General features: G+C 38.2%; 20 protein-coding genes and 1 pseudogene. 16 read left to right on the forward strand and 5 right to left on the reverse strand.

The features are described 5' to 3' along the window. Window positions 1-11: 11 nt before the first annotated feature. The 3 genes from L3081_RS13560 to L3081_RS13570 all read right to left on the reverse strand — a co-directional run bounded on the left by L3081_RS13560 (window position 12) and on the right by L3081_RS13570 (window position 1,840). Entirely contained in the window at window positions 12-323 is a 312-nt protein-coding gene (locus L3081_RS13560) for a chaperone modulator CbpM (RefSeq protein WP_242286673.1), read from the reverse strand. 1 nt (window position 324) lies between these two features. Next, the gene (locus tag L3081_RS13565) at window positions 325-1,287 is read right to left on the reverse strand and encodes a DnaJ C-terminal domain-containing protein (protein WP_242286674.1); all 963 of its coding nucleotides are present in this window, start codon (window positions 1,285-1,287) and stop codon (window positions 325-327) included. 82 nt (window positions 1,288-1,369) lie between these two features. Beyond that, window positions 1,370-1,840, reverse strand: a complete 471-nt coding sequence (locus L3081_RS13570; RefSeq protein ID WP_242286675.1) for a cytochrome C — start codon at window positions 1,838-1,840, stop codon at window positions 1,370-1,372. Window positions 1,841-2,272: 432 nt separating this feature from the next. Here L3081_RS13570 and acnA point away from each other — a divergent pair. The 13 genes and pseudogenes from acnA to L3081_RS13635 all read left to right on the forward strand — a co-directional run bounded on the left by acnA (window position 2,273) and on the right by L3081_RS13635 (window position 13,053). Continuing rightward, window positions 2,273-4,975: pseudogene (gene acnA, locus L3081_RS13575) on the forward strand (aconitate hydratase AcnA). Between the two features lie 74 nt (window positions 4,976-5,049). Then, window positions 5,050-6,639, forward strand: coding sequence for a F0F1 ATP synthase subunit beta (gene atpD, locus L3081_RS13580; RefSeq protein ID WP_420839732.1), 1,590 nt, complete (start codon window positions 5,050-5,052; stop codon window positions 6,637-6,639). Beyond that, complete coding sequence (locus tag L3081_RS13585; RefSeq protein WP_242286676.1) at window positions 6,614-7,018, forward strand: F0F1 ATP synthase subunit epsilon; 405 nt, start codon at window positions 6,614-6,616, stop codon at window positions 7,016-7,018. The genes atpD and L3081_RS13585 overlap by 26 nt, the downstream gene beginning before the upstream one ends. 39 nt (window positions 7,019-7,057) lie before the next feature. After that, window positions 7,058-7,426 carry an AtpZ/AtpI family protein gene (locus L3081_RS13590; protein WP_242286677.1) on the forward strand — a complete coding sequence of 123 codons (369 nt, stop codon included), beginning with the start codon at window positions 7,058-7,060 and terminating at the stop codon, window positions 7,424-7,426. Next, window positions 7,419-7,796 carry an ATP synthase subunit I gene (locus L3081_RS13595; protein WP_242286678.1) on the forward strand — a complete coding sequence of 126 codons (378 nt, stop codon included), beginning with the start codon at window positions 7,419-7,421 and terminating at the stop codon, window positions 7,794-7,796. Before L3081_RS13590 ends, L3081_RS13595 begins: the two co-directional genes overlap by 8 nt. After that, entirely contained in the window at window positions 7,786-8,502 is a 717-nt protein-coding gene (locus L3081_RS13600) for a F0F1 ATP synthase subunit A (protein WP_242286679.1), read from the forward strand. Before L3081_RS13595 ends, L3081_RS13600 begins: the two co-directional genes overlap by 11 nt. 257 nt (window positions 8,503-8,759) lie before the next feature. Continuing rightward, a complete protein-coding gene (locus L3081_RS29405; protein WP_476728551.1) occupies window positions 8,760-8,942 on the forward strand; it encodes an ATP synthase subunit c family protein in 183 nt (60 codons plus the stop codon). Between the two features lie 3 nt (window positions 8,943-8,945). Then, complete coding sequence (locus L3081_RS13610) at window positions 8,946-9,824, forward strand: F0F1 ATP synthase subunit B family protein (RefSeq protein ID WP_242286680.1); 879 nt, start codon at window positions 8,946-8,948, stop codon at window positions 9,822-9,824. After that, window positions 9,817-11,460 (forward strand): alternate F1F0 ATPase, F1 subunit alpha, encoded by a 1,644-nt coding sequence (locus L3081_RS13615; RefSeq protein WP_242286681.1) that lies wholly within the window; start codon window positions 9,817-9,819, stop codon window positions 11,458-11,460. Before L3081_RS13610 ends, L3081_RS13615 begins: the two co-directional genes overlap by 8 nt. Continuing rightward, window positions 11,453-11,881, forward strand: coding sequence for a F0F1 ATP synthase subunit gamma (locus tag L3081_RS13620; RefSeq protein WP_242286682.1), 429 nt, complete (start codon window positions 11,453-11,455; stop codon window positions 11,879-11,881). The genes L3081_RS13615 and L3081_RS13620 overlap by 8 nt, the downstream gene beginning before the upstream one ends. 2 nt (window positions 11,882-11,883) lie before the next feature. Continuing rightward, window positions 11,884-12,084, forward strand: coding sequence for a F0F1 ATP synthase subunit gamma (locus tag L3081_RS13625; RefSeq protein ID WP_242286683.1), 201 nt, complete (start codon window positions 11,884-11,886; stop codon window positions 12,082-12,084). Between the two features lie 40 nt (window positions 12,085-12,124). Next, on the forward strand, window positions 12,125-12,379 hold the full coding sequence (locus L3081_RS13630) for a F0F1 ATP synthase subunit gamma (RefSeq protein WP_338027359.1): 255 nt from the start codon (window positions 12,125-12,127) through the stop codon (window positions 12,377-12,379). Between the two features lie 113 nt (window positions 12,380-12,492). Further along, complete coding sequence (locus tag L3081_RS13635; protein ID WP_242287048.1) at window positions 12,493-13,053, forward strand: excalibur calcium-binding domain-containing protein; 561 nt, start codon at window positions 12,493-12,495, stop codon at window positions 13,051-13,053. A gap of 280 nt (window positions 13,054-13,333) precedes the next feature. Here L3081_RS13635 and L3081_RS13640 read toward each other — a convergent pair whose 3' ends face one another. Both L3081_RS13640 and L3081_RS13645 read right to left on the reverse strand, forming a co-directional pair. Next, window positions 13,334-14,488 (reverse strand): serine hydrolase domain-containing protein, encoded by a 1,155-nt coding sequence (locus tag L3081_RS13640; RefSeq protein WP_242286684.1) that lies wholly within the window; start codon window positions 14,486-14,488, stop codon window positions 13,334-13,336. 65 nt (window positions 14,489-14,553) lie between these two features. Continuing rightward, window positions 14,554-15,792, reverse strand: coding sequence for a tyrosine-type recombinase/integrase (locus L3081_RS13645; protein ID WP_242286685.1), 1,239 nt, complete (start codon window positions 15,790-15,792; stop codon window positions 14,554-14,556). Window positions 15,793-16,301: 509 nt separating this feature from the next. Here L3081_RS13645 and L3081_RS13650 point away from each other — a divergent pair. The 3 genes from L3081_RS13650 to L3081_RS13660 are packed head-to-tail and all read left to right on the forward strand — an operon-like array spanning window position 16,302 to window position 21,178. Continuing rightward, a complete protein-coding gene (locus L3081_RS13650; RefSeq protein WP_242286686.1) occupies window positions 16,302-17,342 on the forward strand; it encodes an HlyD family secretion protein in 1,041 nt (346 codons plus the stop codon). A 12-nt stretch (window positions 17,343-17,354) separates the two neighbouring features. Further along, entirely contained in the window at window positions 17,355-20,147 is a 2,793-nt protein-coding gene (rbbA, locus tag L3081_RS13655; protein WP_242286687.1) for a ribosome-associated ATPase/putative transporter RbbA, read from the forward strand. 2 nt (window positions 20,148-20,149) lie between these two features. Beyond that, a complete protein-coding gene (locus tag L3081_RS13660; RefSeq protein ID WP_242286688.1) occupies window positions 20,150-21,178 on the forward strand; it encodes an ABC transporter permease in 1,029 nt (342 codons plus the stop codon). The last annotated feature ends 56 nt before the right edge of the window (window positions 21,179-21,234 follow it).

Here is a 21,234-nt window from a genome sequence, read left to right on the forward strand (position 1 = left end):
AGCGCTCGACTTTAAAGATCAACTTTATGAAATCTATGCAATCGATTTTGTAGAAGCTGATTTTCTTCCTGTAGCATTTGTTTTTGCTTAAGAAGATCAATAATCATCGCCACCGCACCCCAATCAACTTCCAATTCATTATAGATACGTACAGCTTTCTTAAACCAAATAATACTGGAAGTATCAAAGTACCAGTCATTTTTATCAGTGCCAGAAATGGGTTTTGCTATGCCATAATCTATAATCTCTATCACCCATTCTTGGTCGATGTTTTCTAATTCACATAACTCATCAAAACAGATTGTTAACCTCGTATCTATCATTTTAATTACTCCAATTTTTTCTGGGGTCGAAGGTGCTTGAACTTTTAAATTTTTGCCATAATATTTTGTCGCTTTCTGTAGTTTCTGATGGAATTACAATTTTCAGCACACCTATTAAATCACCTGTTATCGACTTACCTTTTAAGCCCTTGCCTTTAAGTCTTAACTTTTGCCCAGTTTGACTATTGGGTTTTATATTCACTTTAACTTTTCCATTTAAGGTAGGTATAGTAACGTCGGCTCCTATCGCTGCCTCCCATGGAGAAACGGGAATAGTAAGGATAAGATCATACGCTTGCACATCGAAAAGGGGATGGGGTTTCAACTTTATATTTAGATATAAATCACCATTGGCTCCTTGCGCAATTCCAGGGCCTCCTTGGCCTTTTAGTCTTATTCTACTATTATCTAAAACCCCAAAAGGAATATTAACTTTAAGTGTTTTGTTTATCTGCTTGATTTTACCATTCTCTATAGAAGGAATACCAAATTGAATCGTTTTTTCCGTTTTAGACAGGGTTTCTTCAAGTGATATTGATATGTCAATTTCCGCGTCTTGACCTTTCTGCGAAAACTGCTCAGCTCTACTTCGATGTGAGCTGTGAGACCTAGCATTGTTAACAGATTGCTCGCCAAATATTGAATTGAAAAAATCTGAGAAATCACCGTCATCTACAGTACTGCTGTAACTAGATGAAGCATTTTGTCTATTGCTTGCTGTGTTGAATTCGTCATGACTTCTCGCCCCACCATGTTTTCGTAGCTCATCATATTCGGCTCTAAGTTTGGGATCTTTAAGTACTTTATAAGCTTGTGCTATTTCTTTGAACTTTTCGCCACCATCATCAACGGGATTCACATCAGGATGTAATTTTATGGCAAGTTTTTTATAAGCCTTTTTAATTTGTTTAAGATCGGCATCTTCCGCAATACCAAGTATTTGATAATAATCTTTAAACCTCATAGGTTTCATCTCGTGATTTGTTGCTGCTGCTCAATGCAGCAGCCATAGTCGCTGTAATATTCATTAGTGATATCATTGCTATTTAATAGCGATTATATTGTGTATACGTTGGTGGTTTTATTTTGTATTTAGGTTGTAAAAAGGCAACTAAATCTATCAGTTCACTAACAGTCATTACATCATTGTAAATACGCATTTTAGAACTACCATCCTCATTAGTTACTTCTTCAGAAAGGTTAGCTTTTTTAGCAATTTTATGTGATGGATTAATAATTGAAGTGACTAATTGCGCATAGGTTGTTACCACCGCAGATGTGCCTCCCAAAGGTATTGGTTGTTTAAATTCTTTCGTGATTAACTCATAGTCATCCCTATTAACGCTGTAATTTTCAAGGCTATGACATGCTAAGCACTGATATTTCATAAATGCGGCTTCACCTTTAACAATATTGCCTTTGGGTAAACTAAAGCCTTGTGGTGAATCAACCCCTTGATTGCATGCAAATAAGGTTAAGATCGCAAAAAGAGTTACTACTAATAGTTTAATATTCATTTTTACTTCCTCGAGTTTAGTTGTATTTTAGTGCTATTGAATTAATAACTAAGTATTAAGTAAGTATTAAGTAAGTATTAAGGTGCCACATAATATGAAAAGTTAATTGACCTTGATCAATATTTTGCTAGTAATATTGGATGTTTACCTCAAAGTGTGATTATAGTTAAGTCTAATTTCATGAATTTTACAAATGGATATTATGCTATTTATTTCTATATTATTTTAATGGCGTGTACCTTGATAAAAATTTCGTCGTTGTACTACACTTGACTATGTCATCGGGTAGAAAATTCTAAAAGTTAAACACGTGTTAATGGTCTTGGAGATTGAACCTTTAATTGAACCGAAAAACTCAGAAGAGGATTAAGCTCGGTTGACCTTTACTGATTATTTTCTTCGGAAATAAATTGCCATAATTGGAGGGCTATTATGCCTACAAATACAGGGTCTACAAAAACAGGCTTAAATGAATTTAAAAAGGAACTTAACTTAAAGGGTAAAACGTATCAATATTTCGCCATTAATTCAGTAGATACGGCTATTAACTCATCAGTATCACGTTTACCTATATCCATTAAAATTTTATTAGAAAATTTGTTACGACACCAAAAAGACAACGACCAAGTCGGAGCAGATATTAAAGCGTTGGCGGTAAGTGGTGGCAGAGAGAGTAACACAGAAATTAACTATCGACCTGTACGTGTGTTAATGCAAGACTTCACCGGTGTGCCACCGTTGTTGATTTGGCAGCAATGCGTTATGCCTTAGTAAAACAAGGATTGGATCCAAAAAGATCAACCCACTCTCAAGGGTTGACTTGGTTATTGATCATTCTGTTAGTGTGGATAAGTTTTCAACTAACACCGCTTTTGCACAGAATGTTGATATTGAAATGCATCGTAATAAACAGCGTTATGAATTTCTAAAATGGGGGCAATCAGCCTTTGAAAATTTTCACCTTGTACCACCAGGTACAGGTATTTGTCATCAAGTTAACCTTGAATATCTGGCTGATGTTGTGTGCGTTCAAAACACAGATGATAGTGGTGCGGATGAGAACACCCTAATATACCCAGACACGTTAGTTGGCACAGATAGTCATACCACCATGATTAATGGCTTGGGGGTTTTAGGTTGGGGAGTAGGGGGAATAGAAGCTGAAGCGGCCATGCTTGGTCAACCTATTTCAATGCAAATACCTGATGTGGTTGGCTTTGAGCTTACGGGTCAATTACTCGAAGGTATCACTGCGACAGATCTCGTATTGCGTGTGGTTCAATTATTACGAAATCACGGTGTAGTGGGTAAATTTGTTGAGTTTTATGGTGATGGACTAAACCATTTACCCTTAGCTGACAGAGCTACTATCGCCAATATGGCGCCAGAATATGGTGCAACTTGTGGCTTTTTTCCTGTTGATCAGCACACCTTAGCTTATTTACAGCTTAGCGGTCGAAATCAAGAATCCATTGATTTGGTCGAAGCCTATTGTAAAGCACAAGGAATGTGGCGAGATGATCACAGTGTTATTCCTGATTTTGCAGAAAGTTTACATCTTGATATGAGCACCGTTGAAGCAAGCCTTGCAGGTCCGAGTCGGCCGCAAGACAGAGTACCTGTTAGCCAATTAAAAATGGCAACTGACAATTTTATTCAACTAAACGGTAAACAAGCGAAATCAACATCAGTTGTTGATGTGTCTAACAATAATCACTCATTAGATCACGGCGATGTAGTTATTGCAGCGATTACTTCTTGCACAAACACATCTAATCCGGCAGTGATGTTAGCTGCCGGATTATTAGCTAAAAAAGCAGTAGCAAAAGGTCTGGTTAAACCTTCTTGGGTCAAAGCGTCACTTGCGCCTGGTTCTCGGGTAGTCACGGATTATCTAAAAGAAGCAGGACTACAAGAGGCTTTAGATAAACTTGGCTTTAATCTTGTGGGTTACGGTTGTACAACCTGTATTGGAAACTCAGGTCCATTAACGGAAGCAGTGCAAAACAGTATTCAAGAAAATGATCTCATCGTGTCTGCAGTGTTGTCTGGTAACCGAAATTTTGAAGGTAGAATTCATCCGTTAGTTAAGGCATCTTGGTTAGCATCCCCTCCGTTGATAGTCGCTTATGCACTTGCGGGGACTACTCGGATCGATCTAAGCAACGAAGCAATAGGTACAGGTAACCAGGGTGAAAAAGTATATTTAAAAGATATCTGGCCAAGTAATACTGAAATTACCTCATTATTGCAATGTGTACACCAACAGATGTTCACAGAACGATATCGTTCGGTTTTTGAAGGCGACGATAACTGGCAAGCTATACAATCAACAGGTGAGATTAATTATCCCTTTGCCCTCGACTCGACCTACATTCAGCGTCCTCCTTTTTTTGAGCCACAATATCGTGACAATGTGTCTGATATTATTGATGCACCCATTTTGGCAATGTTCGGTGATTCGGTAACAACCGATCATATATCTCCCGCGGGGACTATTCCAAAAAACAGCCCACTGCAGATTATTTACGCGACCACGGTGTTAAAGAAGCAGATTTTAATTCTTATGGCTCTCGCCGTGGCAATTACGAAATCATGAAACGTGGTACTTTTGGCAATATTCGCATCCGAAATGAAATGCTCACTAATCAACTCGGAGGATACACGCATTTACAAGGTAAAGTGGACGTCATGTCTATTTATGATGCGGCAAATATTTATCAGCAACAACAAAGAGGAAGTGTGATTATTGCCGGTAAAGAATATGGCACGGGTTCGAGTCGTGATTGGGCAGCAAAAGGTACTTTACTACTTAATGTAAAAGCGGTTATTGCCGAAAGTTTTGAACGTATTCACCGTTCGAATTTGGCGGGAATGGGGGTATTGCCGTTGCAATTTTTACCCGGAGAAGACAGAAAAACATTGGCGTTAACTGGGGATGAATCGTTTGACATTCTTGGTTTAAGTGATACTTTAAAAATTAACCAACAGCTTGAGGTAGTTATCCATAATTCAACGGGAGAGAAGCGTCATATGAAATTGCTTTGCCGGTTAGATACTGCGATTGAAATTGAATATTATCGCGGTGGTGTTTTGACTTATGTTTTAAATCAAATTATGTCACCATCATCATAAAAAGGAAACTCAGCATAGAACTTAAAAAGTTTATCAACAAAAGGTCAATATATGCCAAAGATTAGAAATTGGCGATGGACACTATCAATATGAACACAACGGTTCTAAAGCTATCTGAAAATTCGCCCTCTAATAATGACAATAATTTTGGTAAAATTATTGCGGTGCGGGGCAGTGTGATTGATGTGTTTTTTGACACTAAATTGCCCTGTATTCAATCAATACTGACTATTGATTTACCACAGTGCGACGCAAGTGATATTAACTTACGTGGTGTAGATAAAGTAATTATTGAAGTGTTAGAGCAACGTTCAGCAAAGCAAGTACGATGTATTGCCTTAACGCCAACGCAAGGTTTGTCACGTGGTATGCCCGTTAAAGACAGTGGTAAACCTTTGTTAGCGCCTGTTGGCAAAGGGATTAAATCACGGATGTTTGATGTGTTCGGTAATCCAATTGATCGCCAAGGGGCTTTGGCTAACGTTGAATGGCGCTCGGTGCATCGGGCACCACCGGCACTGAAAGAGCGCTCTACTCAGTCACAAGTTTTTGCAACGGGTATCAAGGTGATCGATGTTTTAGTACCACTTGAAAAAGGTGGGAAGGCGGGTCTCTTTGGTGGTGCGGGTGTTGGTAAAACGGTACTGCTTACTGAAATGATCCATAACATGGTGGGCAATCACAAAGGTGTTAGTATTTTTTGTGGTATTGGTGAGCGCTGTCGTGAAGGTGAAGAGCTTTATCGAGAAATGAAAGAAGCCGGTGTTTTGTCTAATATGGTGATGATATTTGGCCAAATGAATGAACCACCCGGAAGTCGATTTCGTGTTGGTCAAGCGGCCTTGACTATGGCTGAATATTACCGTGATGACGAACACCGTGATGTGTTGTTGTTAATTGATAATATTTTTCGTTTTATTCAAGCAGGATCTGAAGTATCAGGTTTAATGGGACAAATGCCCTCAAGGCTAGGTTATCAACCAACAATGGGTACTGAATTAGCCGGTTTAGAAGAGCGGATTGCCAATACTGATAATGGCGCTATTACTTCAATTCAAGCAGTCTATGTACCTGCTGATGATTTTACTGATCCGGCAGCCGTACACACTTTTTCACACCTATCTGCTTCCATTGTATTGTCACGCCAACGCGCCGAAGGGCTATTTCCTGCGATTGATCCTTTACAATCTAATTCGAAAATGGCGAGTCCGGGTATCGTTGGTGAGCGTCATTACCATCTGGCGCAAAAAGTTCGTAGTACCTTAGCTCAGTATGCGGAGCTAAAAGATATAATCGCGATGCTTGGTTTGGAACAACTGTCTCCAGAAGATCGAGCGGTGGTTGGCCGCGCAAGACGTTTAGAACGTTTTCTTACGCAGCCTTTTTTTACTACAGAACAATTTACCGGCCATCAAGGCAAACTTGTGAGTCTTGCTGATTCATTAGATGGTTGTGAACGTATCCTTAATGATGAATTTAAAGATTATCCTGAGAGCGCTCTTTATATGATTGGTAATATCGACGAGGCTAAGTACAAGAAAACACAAAGTAAGAGTAAAGGAAATAAACCCAAACCAGAAACTACTGATAGCACAGATAGCACAGATATCGTAGAGTTCACCAATAAAGAGGTTGCCGATGCTGACAGACAACATGCACCTTAAACTGCTTTTACCCTCGAAAATATTTGTTGATAGAACAGATATAACCGAAATTATTTTAGAAACTAGCCAAGGGTCTTATGGTTTATTACCTCATCGTCTTGACTGTGTTGCAGTGCTTGTGCCGGGTATTTTAACGTTTTCAACCATTGCCGATGGTGAAATATTCGTGGCAGTAGATGAGGGCGTTTTGGTAAAAACGGGACTCGACGTATTAGTGTCAGTGCGTAATGCTATAGTGGGTAGTGATTTAGGTAAATTACGCGAAGCAGTAGAACATGACTTTCTCGCGACAACTGAGCAGGCTCAACAAGTGCGTGCAGTAATGGCAAAATTAGAAAATGGTTTTCTACGTAAGTTTGTGAGTTTGGAACAACAATAACGTGAAACAATTACGTGAAATAAAAATGAGCCGTAAGCTATGGCAAATAATATAGATAAACATAAGTTGGAAACAACATCGAAAACGCAATCGACATTAGCCTCGACAGTTGGCATAAAAGTAACGCGCAAAATAAAAGCTCGTGATAATTCACATCAAAGTGTATGGTTCGGCTTAGGTATGATGGGGCTTATTGGTTGGTCAGTGGCAATCCCCACATTAATTGGTGCCAGTATCGGTCTATATATTGATAGTCATTACCCCGGTGAAAGGTCTTGGACACTAGCCTTGCTAGTAGCCGGTTTAGCCATTGGTTGTTTTAATGCGTGGCATTGGGTAGAAAAAGAAGATATGGCGATACACGACGTTAATCAAGAGAAAAACAAAGAGGATCACATCGATGAGTAACTCAATGGAATTACTGCTGATCTGGTGCGTAGGCATGGTCTTGGGTAGCTTTTTTTTCTGTGGCCTATGGTGGACAGTGCAAAGAAGTTTACGGTCTAAAAATCCGGCAACTTGGCTACTAACTAGTTTGTTATTGCGTATGACTGTCACGGTCTTTGGCTTTTATCTGGTGGCCACACATGAAATGAGCAATGCACCATGGCTACGTTTGTTAATTTGTATGTTAGGGTTTATCTGCGCAAGACTTGTTATTTCAACAGTGATTTCGAGAATAGATCCTAAACAAACAACTCATGTGGATGAGCCAATAAACCAAGTAAGCGCCACTGAACAGCTTAATTCATCTGAGGGGTCACAGCATGCACCTTAGCCCTGACATGGTAATTTACTGGCAGTTTGGCTTTGTTAAAATCAATGCAACTATTGTTTTTACATGGGCACTGATGTTGCTGTTGACCCTTGGCTCTGTGTTAATTACCCGAAATCTATCAACAAAACTTTATCGTTCGCGCCGGCAAAATTTTTTGGAAATTATTGTTACGGGTATCGAAAAGCAAATTGAAGAAGTGGGCTTGCGTCATGCGAACAAATACCTGTCTTTTCTTGGCACCTTGTTTCTGTTTTTAGTAACCGCAAGTATTTTTACTATAATTCCCGGCTATGAGCCACCAACTGCGTCACTTTCAACAACAGCGGCATTGGCACTATGTGTTTTTATTGCTGTGCCAATGTTTGGTATTGCAGAGCAGGGCATCGGTAACTACCTTAAATCTTATATGGCGCCTACTAAGATTATGTTGCCATTTAATATCATCAGTGAATTGTCACGTACTTTAGCCTTGGCCGTACGTTTATTTGGTAATATGATGAGTGGTGCGATGATTCTTGGTATTTTACTGACCATTACCCCTTTTATTTTCCCCATAGTAATGACGGCATTAGGCTTGCTAACAGGCATGGTACAAGCCTATATTTTTACTATTCTCGCCGCAGTATATATTGCTGCGGCGACACGTTCTCGCGAACCGAGTGAATTGTCTACCAAAGCAAACGAGTACCGGAGTAATGAATTTTAATTAATATCAACTTAGCATTTAACTTTAACGTGCCTATGCACTTTGCTCAGGACAAAATGATGTATCCATTGTAGGGGGTTATTTATTGCCCCTTGTCGGACTGAAGTCCAACCTACATGGGATATTCTAATATTTTACAGTAGATTTTGGAGATAACATGGACAATATGACAATGATTGCAGTCGCCTCGATAATAATCGCAGGCATCACAACCGGTTTTGGCTGTTTAGGACCAAACACTTGGGGAAGGGCGCGCAGTGGCCGCAGCTTTAAGTGCGATAGCGCAACAACCTGATGCCTCCACTACCATTACCCGTACCTTATTTGTTGGTCTAGCGATGGTAGAATCTACAGCAATTTATTGTTTCGTCGTATCGATGATCCTTATTTTTGCGAATCCTTTTTGGAATTTTGCTATTGCTCAAGCCGCAGGAAATTAAACCATGTTGATCGATTGGTTCACTGTAACGGCGCAAGCTGTAAACTTTTTAATCCTAGTATGGCTTTTAAAACGTTACCTTTATCAACCAATTCTAAATGCTATTGATAAACGTGAAAAACGTATTGCCGCTGAGCTTGCTGATGCCGATGCTAAACAAGTTCAAGCAAAAGCAGAGCGTGATATTTTTCAGAGTAAAAATAATAAACTTGATCAAGAACGTGACAACTTACTGCAACAAGCAAAAAATGATGCTGATATAAAACGAGAAGAATTATTGGCTGAAGTAGAGCAAGACGTTGAAGTATTACGTATAAAACATCAAAGTATTATGGCAAAGGATGCTGAAAACCTAAAAAAGGTGCTCAGTCGTAAAACAAACGATGAAGTTTTTGCTATCGCGAGGAAAACCTTAAAGGATCTCGCTTCAATAAGTCTTGAACAACAAGTGATTCAAGTATTTATACAACAGTTGAGTCAACTTGAAAAATCAGCAAAAGCCGACCTAGTGCAAGCACTGAAAACCACATCTGAACCTGTCTTATTAACAAGTGCATTTGAGTTATCTGACAGTGAACGTAGCACGATTCATAACGCAATTAATGCAACATTTGGTGTTGATATTGATTTAACCTTTTCACTCTCGGAAGATCTTATTAGTGGTATTGAGCTTAAGGCTAATGGGCAAAAAATAGCGTGGAATATTGCCGACTATTTACAGCTACTAGAACAAGAAATTGTTGCACTGATACAAGAAAATAGTACAACTGTAAATCAAGAACGTCCTAAAAATAAAACCGAGAACGCCGCGAAAAACAAATCAAATGATACGCTTACGGATAATATTGAAACAGTGACTACAGTTGATAAACATCATGAGTAATCAAATTAATGAGACTGAATCTGTGCCTTTAGCAGAGCAAGAAACAACAAACGATTTTTGTTGTTCAACGCAAAATAGCGAGACACTCGATGATATTTTAGACAGCACCTTTTCCTTGATACAAAAAACTCGTAAAGCGTTTACGCCCCAAATGAAAGCGTATGAAGTAGGGGTTATTACCCATATTGCTACAGGGATCGCCAAAGTATCAGGATTACCCGGTGCGGGTTATGAAGAAATGATTATTTTTCCTGGTAATGTCCAAGGTATCGTTTTTAATGTCGATGCAGATGAATTAGGTGTGGTATTACTAGGTGAATATGAACATTTGCAAGCAGGTGATGAAGTTCGTCGCAGTGGTCATGTAATGAATGTTGTTGTCGGTAATGAATTATTAGGGCGAGTCATTAACCCGCTTGGTCAGGTGCTTGATGATGGGCTTCCCATTCAATCGAATATCCATTTCCCCATAGAGCGAACGGCAACTGCAATTATGGATCGCGCACCAGTAACCGTTCCCTTGCAAACTGGTCTTATTGTGATTGATGCGTTAATTCCTATTGGCAGAGGACAACGTGAGCTTATTCTTGGTGACAGACAAACAGGAAAAACCGCCATTGCCATTGACACCATTCTTAATCAACATGATAAAAATGTGCTTTGTATTTATTGCGCTATTGGACAACGAGCTTCATCTGTGGCTAAAGCAGTAGCAACATTACGCGAACAAGGCGCAATGGACTATACGGTAGTAATGGCCGGCGAAGGTAATGAACCCGGTTTACAATATATTGCTCCTTATGCTGCAACGAGTATTGCTGAATATTTTATGGAGCAGGGACAAGATGTACTTATTGTTTACGATGATTTAACCAAACACGCTCGTGCTTATCGCGAATTATCTTTATTGCTTCGTCGGCCACCTGGCCGAGAAGCTTTTCCTGGCGACATTTTTTATATTCATTCTAGGTTACTCGAACGTGCAACCCAATTAAACAAAGCACTTGGAGGGGGATCACTCACGGCACTGCCAATTATTGAAACAGAAGCACAAAACCTCTCTGCATATATTCCCACCAATTTGATTTCGATTACCGATGGTCAATTATATTTATCACCCTCATTATTCGAATTAGGTGTTTTGCCTGCTGTTGATGTTGGTAAATCGGTTTCTCGTGTTGGTGGTAAAGCCCAACGGGCCGTTTTTCGTTCTGTAGCAGGTGATCTAAAACTGGCTTATGCACAGTTTGAAGAGCTTGAAACCTTTGCTCGATTTGGTGCTCGTTTAGATAAAGATACTGAACAATCTATCGAACATGGCCGCCGTATTAGAGCCAGTTTACAGCAGGCTGAATCATCACCAATGTCAGTTTCAGAGCAAATTGTACTATTACTTGCATTGACTTCGGGTCAATTTGATACAGTTCCACTGTCACAAATGATAAAAGCGAAAGATTGCTTGCGAAGTATGATTAATAAATTACCAACTAATTTAAGTACACGATTGGAAACTTCCGATTTTTTAACTGATGAAGATCGCAAACATATCATTGAATTTACGAGTGAAATTCTTGCTCGCTTTACTTGTTCTGAAGTTGAAAATGAGCCCAAAAAGAGTTTAACCGACCATGAGTGAAACCGCCACTTATTTACGTCACAAAATCAGCAGTGCTAGCGATTTACAAGGGGTAGTGCGCACAATGAAAGCCCTTGCTGCATCAAGTATTAGCCAGTATGAAAAATCTGTAAGTTCATTAGCTGATTACTACCGAACGGTTGAATTAGGTTTAAGTGCTACTTTACATGCTAGTGACTTAACCATGCAAACAACTAACTCAACACCAGTAAGTGGCATTAATACTAAAACAGATCCTAGTGTTATAGCTGCCATTGTATTTGGCTCTGATCAAGGCTTAGTTGGCCAATTTAATGAGGATATCGCGGATTTTGCCGTTAAAACTCTTACGGATATAGAAACTCAATTACAGCCAAACAAACAGCTTCAAGTGTGGGCAGTAGGCGAACGGGTATATTCTCGTCTTGCTGATCCGGATTAACCATGATGAACAATTTTAGTGTGCCTAACAGTATTGACGCAATTACCGCCTTAGTTGGGGAAATTCAAATTGATTGCGAATCTCATCTTTCCACTGAAAAAGACCCTGACGTTTATGTTTTTTATAATCGTATGCAATCTGGTGCAATTTATCAGCCGATATCACAGCGATTATTGCCCCTAGACCAAACAATGGCAACGTGACCTAAAAGCAATATCATGGCCGACAAACTTAGTACCCGAAATTTTATGCAGTAATGATAGATCGCTACGTGCGTTAATTCGTGAATATGTTTTTATTTCATTTTACCGTGCCTGTGCCGAGTCATTGGCTAGTGAAAATGCGAGCAGACTCGCTGCAATGCAACGTGCTGAAAAAAATATAGAAGAGTTATTAGAAAAACTCGGTCGAGAATTTAATGTGCTACGACAAAACTCAATTGATGTGGAATTAAGTGATGTAATTGCGGGTTATGATTTACTGAAAACTCAATTATAAGGTTCAATTAATTTTTATTAGCTTTAGAAAATTTGAAACTTGGTTATTAGTTTATGAGGTATTGGTTTAGTATAATACTATGAAATTAATAGGGTACCTTCAATGGAATTATGATGCACAAAGGACAATTAAAAAGCCGGAAAAGTGATAAGGGTTTTGGTTTTATTGAATCAAGTGAGCTTAAACAAGATACATTTATACATATCTCTACCTTAAAAAACATGAGTAGAAAACCTAAGGTAGGTGACTACATTTATTTTGAAGTGGAAAAGCAGGCAAATGGAAAATTCAGAGCCATAAATTGTCGTATTGAAGGTGTTGCTGCCAAAGCCACACAAACGCTTCGTGTTCACAGAAATACTTCAATACCTAAAAGCAAAGTTGTTTTAATACTTTTAGTTATAGCTATTGGTGCTTTTGGTTATCAACGCTTAGGATTATCTACAGCCACTAAACCAACAGAACTAAAAAACAATGCTTTAACATCTGACGAGATGTTAAAGCGTGCTTTTTCCCATTCGGAATCAAACTCAACATTTTCATGTGACGGTAGACAGCATTGTAGCCAAATGACATCACGTGCAGAAGCCGAGTTTTTTATTCGGCATTGTCCAGGTACAAAAATGGATGGCGACAACGATGGCATACCTTGTGAAAATGACTCAAGGTTTTAATTGATAAAGAATAACCCCCATAAAATTAATTGCACGCTACGTGAAATTTACGGGCAATAGTACCTAAAAAACAATTTCATGAACGTAGCGTCACGATAGTAATTGTCTAGAGTTGATTGCTAGCAGAACAGAGTTAAGATAATAAGTACTATTCTAACTATATATAAATACCACTTCACTATGTCCGATACCTTTTAGTATTGGATATAGTTTAAAGGGGTATTTTGTTGAGATATGCTGCTACTTATCTATATCATCTATAAACTCTATGGCTATAATCTTATAGATTACTGTCAGCCCATTCTGCTAGTTCATTTTCAACTAACGTCCAAACTTTGTATCCTTCAATACTCGTACCTAAATTACCTTCACGTGCAATAATACCAAAGTATTTATGTTCAAAATCAATAAATGGATACGCACCATATGCACCTAAACTTGAAACTCTTTTTGGTGTTGTACAATTTAAAACATCTGATGAGCATTCTAACCACAAACCCAAACCATAATGCCAATGTGACAAGTTGTCATCATCACTAACTGGTGAATAAACAAAATTAGCATTGTTTGTATGGTCACTCATCATTATGTCGATTAATTCAGCTGAAAGAACCTGTTGTTGATAAAGTGCCCGCAAAAAATCTAAATACTCTGTTGCTTGCCAATGCATTCCACCGGCTAACCTTGGATTACTTTGCGAAGGTAAATCATAGACGGCATGAGAAAAAAGCTGTGTTTCTAGTGTGAAATTATTGAAAACCTGTTGCCAATTACTTAAACCACTAGCGCGTATAGCCATTAAACCTGCTATTTGTAGATGTGTACTAGCATAATAAAACTCTGTTCCAGGACTAGAAATTGACGAATTCTTATTAAGAATTGATTCAACACAATCAGTAAAATTAGCATTAGGTAAATTTAAACACAGGGGTTCTTCACTTAATCCTGAGGTAAAACTCAGTAAGTGCTTTAGTGTTATCAATGCATGGTTACCTGTCGATGGCCAAAATTCGATATAGTTTTGAGGATGATCATCTAATGAAAGCACACCTTGTTGAACCAATGATAAAATGACTGTTGCTGTTACTATTTTTGATGTTGATGCAGAGCGATAAAACGTACTGTTTGTAGACTCCCCAGTACTATGTGTAAATTGGGTTCCGTTATTCGACTCTATTAACATGGTAAAGTCAGTGTCAGTATTTGCTGTGTCTAATGCTGCATGCATATTTTGCTCATTTGTGAGTGTAATCGAGGGTTCATCTGTGTTTATTGAATCTTTGCCACTACCACCACAACTGCTGATTGTCGTCAGTATTGTTGCTAAAAACAGAGAAGTAATTAGCTTAGTTTTCCTGTAAACATCTTGATAATGTTTATGATATTTTTCATCAGATTCTTTGTTCGCAAAGGGATAATATCTAAATAAATCCATTGTAATAATCCTTTTGTTTATTTCTATACTTGTCTGGCTTATGACCTAAATAACTATAATTAGTATTAGTCCACTTTGCGTTTTTTACCGCTTGCTGCGCGTAATTTATTTTCAGATTGTACATAAATGGTATCAGTCGTTGCCATACTTGCATGACCTAAATCTTCAGAGAGATCTTTTAAAGCTCGTCCACGTTCTATTTCCATACTGGCACCGGTGTGTCTAAGCCAATGGGTGGTAGCTTCTTTTAGTTTAATCGATTTGTTTTCACCTTCCAAACGTTTCATTCTTGTATAAGCGTGGTCAAAAGTATCTTGAACTAGCCGTCTTAGGTGTCTTGATGTCATACCGCCTTGACCACGAATTTTTTCAACCAAAACATTATTGTCGCCACTGGTGGGTAACCCCGACAAGTCTCTTGATAAGCGATATCGCTTTAAAAAAGGAAGAAAATCTGAGGGTACCGTTGTGTCTCGAAGCTTTCTACCTTTGCCAAAAATTTTAAGCCACCAGTTTTCGTCTTCATCTTGCCAAAAATGTCCCATTACCGGCGACCAATTATCACGTTCAGACAGCTCAGATATCCTTAAAAATAAGGTTTTTAAGGAGGCAATAACAAATAAATTTCGTTCATAAACTGGATCTTCGTTTGCCATGTCTACAGCAGTGTCTAATATATATTGCCATTGTGAACCTGATAATCTTTTTACTTCTTTAACTTGGGCATCACTAATAAAATGTTTACAGTCTTTTTTTGCTATCTGTGCAGGATTTCCATAACATAATTCTTCGCCCATCAAGTAGTTATAAAACACAATGATAGCTGTAAAAGTTGATGTTAGTGTTTGTTGTGATGGTCGATATTTTTTTCTATCAACATCTTTTGAGGCTTGACTTTTAGCCGCTTGTATTTTGAATGGACGCCATTCTTCATTTATTGAAAAATAACTATTTTTTAATTTAAAGCGCTCTTGATTACTGGTACCAATCCACGTTACGGGTGGTTTCCAACAAAAATCAGCGTAATCTAAAATGTCAGTTTTGCGTAATTGATCTATAGGTGTTTTTTTTACCATAAAAGACCAGAGTAAAAATTTCTCTATTTCATTTCTAAATCTATCATAGGTATGAATTGATTTATTCCGCCCAGTATACTCAAGAAACGACTTTCCCCATTGCCAATGCGTTAAATGCCATTGACTAGTGGTTTTTATATTACTTTCAAGTTCGGGATAATCACAGAATTCAAATTCTATTAACTCTGCGTAAGTGGGATATAAAGGGAAAAGAGCTGATTTTTTCATATTAATTCATATTCACATGCTATTGAATAATAATAGTTTAATTACATTAGCTGTATATTATACGGCTTTATTTGTTAAGTCCAATACTAAACAGTATCGGATTTTGGTTTTTATACGCTTCGATCAACTAATCGCTACAACTAATCAAATAATGAATAATAGGCAATCTAAAACCCATAAATTTGAGTGACGGTTGTGCTACTATTCAATATATTATGTAGATTAAAGTTTTTGTGATGTTAGTGCCCTACTTTAATTTCTAATGATATAAAACAAATAAGTGTCGGTTAAGCGCGCTATCTCTCTTGATTCAAGTAAAAATCTAAAGCACAATATTCATAACAACTACATCGTTAATATATGTACCCTACATATTTTAGTTAAGTTTTAGTTAAATTTTAATTACGACAATTCAAATGTTTAAAGGATTATGATCTCAACGAATAAAACAATCGTTATCAATTAAATCGTTTTCAATTAAACAACCAAATTACTTTATGGAAAAAATCATGAAAAAATCAGTGGTTAGCTTTTTGATTTTAGGTGTTGTTATTGCGGTGGTTGCCACGTTTTCTTGGCAATGGTGGCAACAACAGCAATCAATATTAGCAAAAGATTTTGTGTCTGGAAATGGAAGAATTGAAGCAGATCAAGTTGATATCACCACTAAATATTCGGGCCGAGTAAAGCGTATTTTAGTGCAAGAAGGCGACTTAATTAAACCTGGTCAATTACTTGCGATCATGGACACCACTGAACTTGATGCGCAGTTAGCCCAAACAAAAGCCCAAGTTGCTCAAGCACAAGCGGCAGTAGCTGAAGGTGATGCTTTAATAGCACAACGACAAAGTGAATTAACATTGGCTGAACTTGAATTAAAACGTGTTGCGCCATTGGTAAAAACGGGGGCAATGTCACAAAGTATTGCCGATAAAACAAAAACTATTAGAGATACTGCTTTTGCGGCTTATAGTGCAGCAAAAGCCCATGTACATACACTTGAACAGTCGGTTTTAGTGGCAAAAACAGCCGTGGCACGAGTACAAACACAAATAGATGAAGCAACACTTACATCTCCCGTTATGGGACGTGTGCTTTATCGACTAGCACAGCCAAATGAAGTATTAGGCGGTGGCGGAAAAGTGCTGACCGTAATCAACTTAGGTGAAATATATATGGAAATATTCTTGCCTTCGGCCCAGGCTTATTTAACCCCAATTGGTGCACAAGCCAGAGTAAAACTAGATATCATAGATATTGCTATTCCTGCTCAAGTGAGTTTTGTTTCACCAGAATCACAATTCACACCAAAACAAGTTGAAACACAAAGTGAACGCGACAAACTCATGTTTCGCGTCAAGGTACGTATACCGCAAGCATTAGTGTTAAAACACATTGAGCAGGTTAAAACAGGCGCAAGAGGTGTTGCTTATATCCGCTTACTAGCCAATAAAGGTGAAGACCCCTCCCCTTGGCCTGATTTCTTACAAAAATTACCAGACGATGTTTTATCAAGTGAAAGCAGCCCTGCCGAGAAAAGCAATCAGTAGAGGATTTGTAAAGTGAATGAAACTCGGCAATCTGTAGCGAGCATTAAAGGTGTCACCCATCGCTATAATAAGACGTTGGCACTTGAAAATATTAATTTAACTATACCTTCAGGGCTGATGGTTGGCCTATTAGGTCCTGATGGTGTTGGAAAATCGACACTGATGGGGTTAATTTCAGGCGCAAGAAAACTTCAACAAGGCCAATTAACTGTATTAGACGGCGATATGGCATCCGCTAAAAATCGAGAATTGATTGGTCCTCGTATTGCTTATATGCCACAAGGATTAGGTAAAAATCTTTATTCAGAACTTAGCGTTGAAGAGAATTTAGACTTTTTTGCAAAATTGTTTAATCAATCAGCTGCTGAACGTAAATTACGCATAGAAAAATTAACTAAAGCAACTGAATTACATGCCTTTTTATCTAGACCTGCTAAAAAATTATCAGGCGGCATGAAACAAAAACTTGGTTTATGTTGTGCACTAATTCATGATCCCGACTTGCTTATATTAGACGAACCAACAACGGGTGTTGATCCACTTTCTAGGCAACAGTTTTGGCAATTAATCGCATCAATCAGAGCTGAACGTCCAACAATGAGTGTGTTGGTTTCTACTGCTTATATGGACGAAGCCGAAGGATTTGACTATTTAATTGCGATGGATCTTGGGCATGTACTTGATATTGGGACACCTGAGGAATTAAAAACAAAAACCAATACAAAGAATTTAGAAAGTGCTTTTGTTCATTTATTACCCGAAAATAAACGAGCGAATCACAACGAACTTATTATTCCTCCCTATGAAAAAACCCAAAACGCCCTGACTATTATTGCTAAGCATTTAAGTAGACGATTTGGTGACTTTACTGCTGTAAACGATGTAAGTTTTGAAATACAAGTGGGAGAAATTTTTGGTTTTCTAGGGTCAAACGGTTGTGGAAAAACAACCACCATGAAAATGCTTACGGGTTTATTGCCCGTATCAAGTGGTGATGCGTACTTATTCGGTAAACCAATAGATGCAAATGACCTAGAAACACGGCAACGTGTTGGCTTTATGTCTCAGGCTTTTTCATTGTATGGTGAGCTAACGGTATCGCAAAACTTAACTTTGCATGCACGTTTATTTCATTTATCTCCAGAGCAAACAATTTCTAGAATAGACAAGCTCGTTAACCGATTTGGATTGCTTGCCTACATGGATGAACCCGCAGCATCTTTACCATTAGGTATGCGTCAACGATTATCCCTTGCCGTAGCGGTTATTCATGAACCAGAAATGCTGATATTAGATGAACCTACTTCGGGTGTTGATCCTATCGCGAGAGATTTATTTTGGGAGTTGTTGGTAGAACTGTCTCGTAAAGATAAAGTCACTATATTTGTGTCTACTCACTTTATGAATGAGGCACTGCGTTGCGATAGAATTTCGTTAATGCATGCGGGTGAAGTACTGATTTATGGTACACCACAACATATAATTGAAACAAAAAACGTGAATACGCTAGAACAGGCATTTATAGAATATTTAGAAGATGCTATTCAACGCAAAAAGCAAAGTAAGCCTACACAACAAGTCTCTCAATCTGACAACTCGGTAGAGGTTACGTCTTCACAAGCTGAACCTACATTAATTGAAACTGTACCGACTGAAAAAACCACGATTAAACATAATCGTTTTAGTTTTCATCGACTATTAGCCTACAGTTACCTTGAGTCGATGCAAGTTTTGCGTGATCCAATACGACTCGCGTTTGCTTTTATCGGTAGTGCAATACTCTTAATCGTCATAGCTTATGGTATTTCCCTTGATGTTGAAAATTTAAATTACGCCGCGTTTGATAATGATAAAACCCCAGAAAGTCGTCAATATTTGAGTAATTTTGAAGGCTCTCGGTACTTTGTTAGTCGGCCGAGTGTACAAAGTAATGAAGAATTAGAACGGCGTTTACGATCAAATGACATCACCTTAGCGATTGAAATACCGGTCGGATTTGGGCGAGATCTTAAAAAGGGTAAAACACCAAGTATCTCAGCATGGATCGATGGTTCTAATACTATCCGTTCAAAGACAATTGAGGGATATGTCACTGGTGTGCACTTTAGTTATATTACTGAGCTAGCTAAAAATGTAGGCCTAGATATCAGCACCTTAGCAAATGTTAAATTAGCCTCTCGTTATCGTTACAATCCTACGTTTAAAACGGTTTATTCAATCGGGCCTAAAACACCCGCCATGCTGTTGTTATTGTTTCCTGCTATTCTTATGGCGGTTAGCATCTCACGAGAAAAAGAAATTGGTACTATCACTAACTTTTATGTCACCCCAACAAAAAGGCTTGAGTTTTTATTGGGTAAACAACTACCTTATCTCGTTATTGGTATGCTTAATTTTTTTATTTTAACAATAATGGTTGTCTATTTATTGCAAGTACCATTACAAGGCAGCTTTCTAGGTCTTATGCTCGGAGCCCTTTGCTATATTTTTGCTGCAACAGGTTTTGGATTACTCATTGCTACTATTACTAAATCTCAAGTGGCTTCCATTTTCGCAACTGCCATATTATGTATGCTGCCCACACTACAATTTTCAGGTATTGTGCAACCCACTTCAACACTTGAGGGATCAGGACATATTATTGGAACACTTTGGCCGGCAACGTATTACATGCATTTAAGTGTTGCAGCCTTTACCAAAGGACTTGGCTTTTTTGATTTAGCTAACGACATTATTTTACTTGCTATATTTGGCCCTGTATTTATTGCTATTGCCACCGTCTTTCTTAAAAAGCAGGAACGTTAACCATGAAAACATGGATCAATATATTTTGGCTTGGCATAAAAGAATTACGCAGTCTTTTAAGCGATTTTATTATGTTGATGTTAATCGTTTATTCATTTAGTGTAGCAATCTATTCTGAGTCTACCGCGATTAGCGAATCAGTACATAATGCGTCTATTGCGATAGTTGATGAAGACCGCTCAGCATTATCGGGAGCTATTGCAAATGCACTGTATCCGCCCTATTTTAAAACGCCAACACTTATTTCAGCATCAGAAATTGATCAAGGAATGGACCAAGATAAGTACATGTTTGTAGTTACCATTCCACCTAAATTTGAACAAAACATACGACAAGGTCGTCAACCTACGGTACAAATAGATATAGATGCAACAGCTGTCACACAAGCAAGTATCGGTAATAGTTATATACAAAGTATTATCACGAAAGAGGTCAATCATTTTGCGAATCGTTCAGATGCAACGACGGCTTACCCGGTAAAACTGATTCAACGTCGTGCCTTTAACCCAAATGGCACGGGCATGTGGTTTAGTGCTATTAATGCATTACTAAATCAGATTACCATGTTAACGATTATTTTAACGGGTGCAGCGTTATTACGTGAGCGTGAACACGGTACAATTGAACATTTATTAGTAATGCCTTTAAATGCTTTTCAGATTGTAATTGCTAAAATATGGTCCAATGGTTTAGTTATTTTGATTGCCTTTGCATTGTCTATGTTAGTTTTGGTTGAACAAACCCTAGACATCCCCATTGCGGGTTCAAAATTATTATTATTACTGGGGACGGCTTCCTACATATTTGCGGCTGCATCCATCGGTATATTTTTAGGAACTATAGCTCAAACCATGGCACAATTTGCCTTGTTGGTACTTATGGTTATAATCCCTATGGTAATGCTTTCAGGCGGTTTAACTCCCATTGAAAGTCAACCTGATATTATTCAACCTATAACTTGGTTATTACCCTCTAGGCATTTTATGGACTTCTCTCAAGCCGTTGTATTTCGAGTCTTGGCTTTGATTTAGTTTGGCCACAACTTTCAATTATCATAGCGCCGGGTGCTGTATTCTTTCTCGCAAGT

This window comes from Colwellia maritima, from assembly GCF_022669015.1.
GTDB classification, from domain to species: Bacteria; Pseudomonadota; Gammaproteobacteria; order Enterobacterales; family Alteromonadaceae; genus Colwellia; species Colwellia maritima.

What these genes read in the sequence shown, in the direction of transcription:
- L3081_RS13560 (WP_242286673.1), bottom strand. Translation starts at nt 323, where the DNA reads ATGATAGATACGAGGTTAACAATCTGTTTTGATGAGTTATGTGAATTA.
- L3081_RS13565 (WP_242286674.1), bottom strand. Translation starts at nt 1,287, where the DNA reads ATGAGGTTTAAAGATTATTATCAAATACTTGGTATTGCGGAAGATGCC.
- L3081_RS13570 (WP_242286675.1), bottom strand. Translation starts at nt 1,840, where the DNA reads ATGAATATTAAACTATTAGTAGTAACTCTTTTTGCGATCTTAACCTTA.
- atpD (WP_420839732.1), top strand. Translation starts at nt 5,050, where the DNA reads ATGGACACTATCAATATGAACACAACGGTTCTAAAGCTATCTGAAAAT.
- L3081_RS13585 (WP_242286676.1), top strand. Translation starts at nt 6,614, where the DNA reads ATGCTGACAGACAACATGCACCTTAAACTGCTTTTACCCTCGAAAATA.
- L3081_RS13590 (WP_242286677.1), top strand. Translation starts at nt 7,058, where the DNA reads ATGGCAAATAATATAGATAAACATAAGTTGGAAACAACATCGAAAACG.
- L3081_RS13595 (WP_242286678.1), top strand. Translation starts at nt 7,419, where the DNA reads ATGAGTAACTCAATGGAATTACTGCTGATCTGGTGCGTAGGCATGGTC.
- L3081_RS13600 (WP_242286679.1), top strand. Translation starts at nt 7,786, where the DNA reads ATGCACCTTAGCCCTGACATGGTAATTTACTGGCAGTTTGGCTTTGTT.
- L3081_RS13610 (WP_242286680.1), top strand. Translation starts at nt 8,946, where the DNA reads ATGTTGATCGATTGGTTCACTGTAACGGCGCAAGCTGTAAACTTTTTA.
- L3081_RS13615 (WP_242286681.1), top strand. Translation starts at nt 9,817, where the DNA reads ATGAGTAATCAAATTAATGAGACTGAATCTGTGCCTTTAGCAGAGCAA.
- L3081_RS13620 (WP_242286682.1), top strand. Translation starts at nt 11,453, where the DNA reads ATGAGTGAAACCGCCACTTATTTACGTCACAAAATCAGCAGTGCTAGC.
- L3081_RS13625 (WP_242286683.1), top strand. Translation starts at nt 11,884, where the DNA reads ATGATGAACAATTTTAGTGTGCCTAACAGTATTGACGCAATTACCGCC.
- L3081_RS13635 (WP_242287048.1), top strand. Translation starts at nt 12,493, where the DNA reads ATGCACAAAGGACAATTAAAAAGCCGGAAAAGTGATAAGGGTTTTGGT.
- L3081_RS13640 (WP_242286684.1), bottom strand. Translation starts at nt 14,488, where the DNA reads ATGGATTTATTTAGATATTATCCCTTTGCGAACAAAGAATCTGATGAA.
- L3081_RS13645 (WP_242286685.1), bottom strand. Translation starts at nt 15,792, where the DNA reads ATGAAAAAATCAGCTCTTTTCCCTTTATATCCCACTTACGCAGAGTTA.
- L3081_RS13650 (WP_242286686.1), top strand. Translation starts at nt 16,302, where the DNA reads ATGAAAAAATCAGTGGTTAGCTTTTTGATTTTAGGTGTTGTTATTGCG.
- L3081_RS13660 (WP_242286688.1), top strand. Translation starts at nt 20,150, where the DNA reads ATGAAAACATGGATCAATATATTTTGGCTTGGCATAAAAGAATTACGC.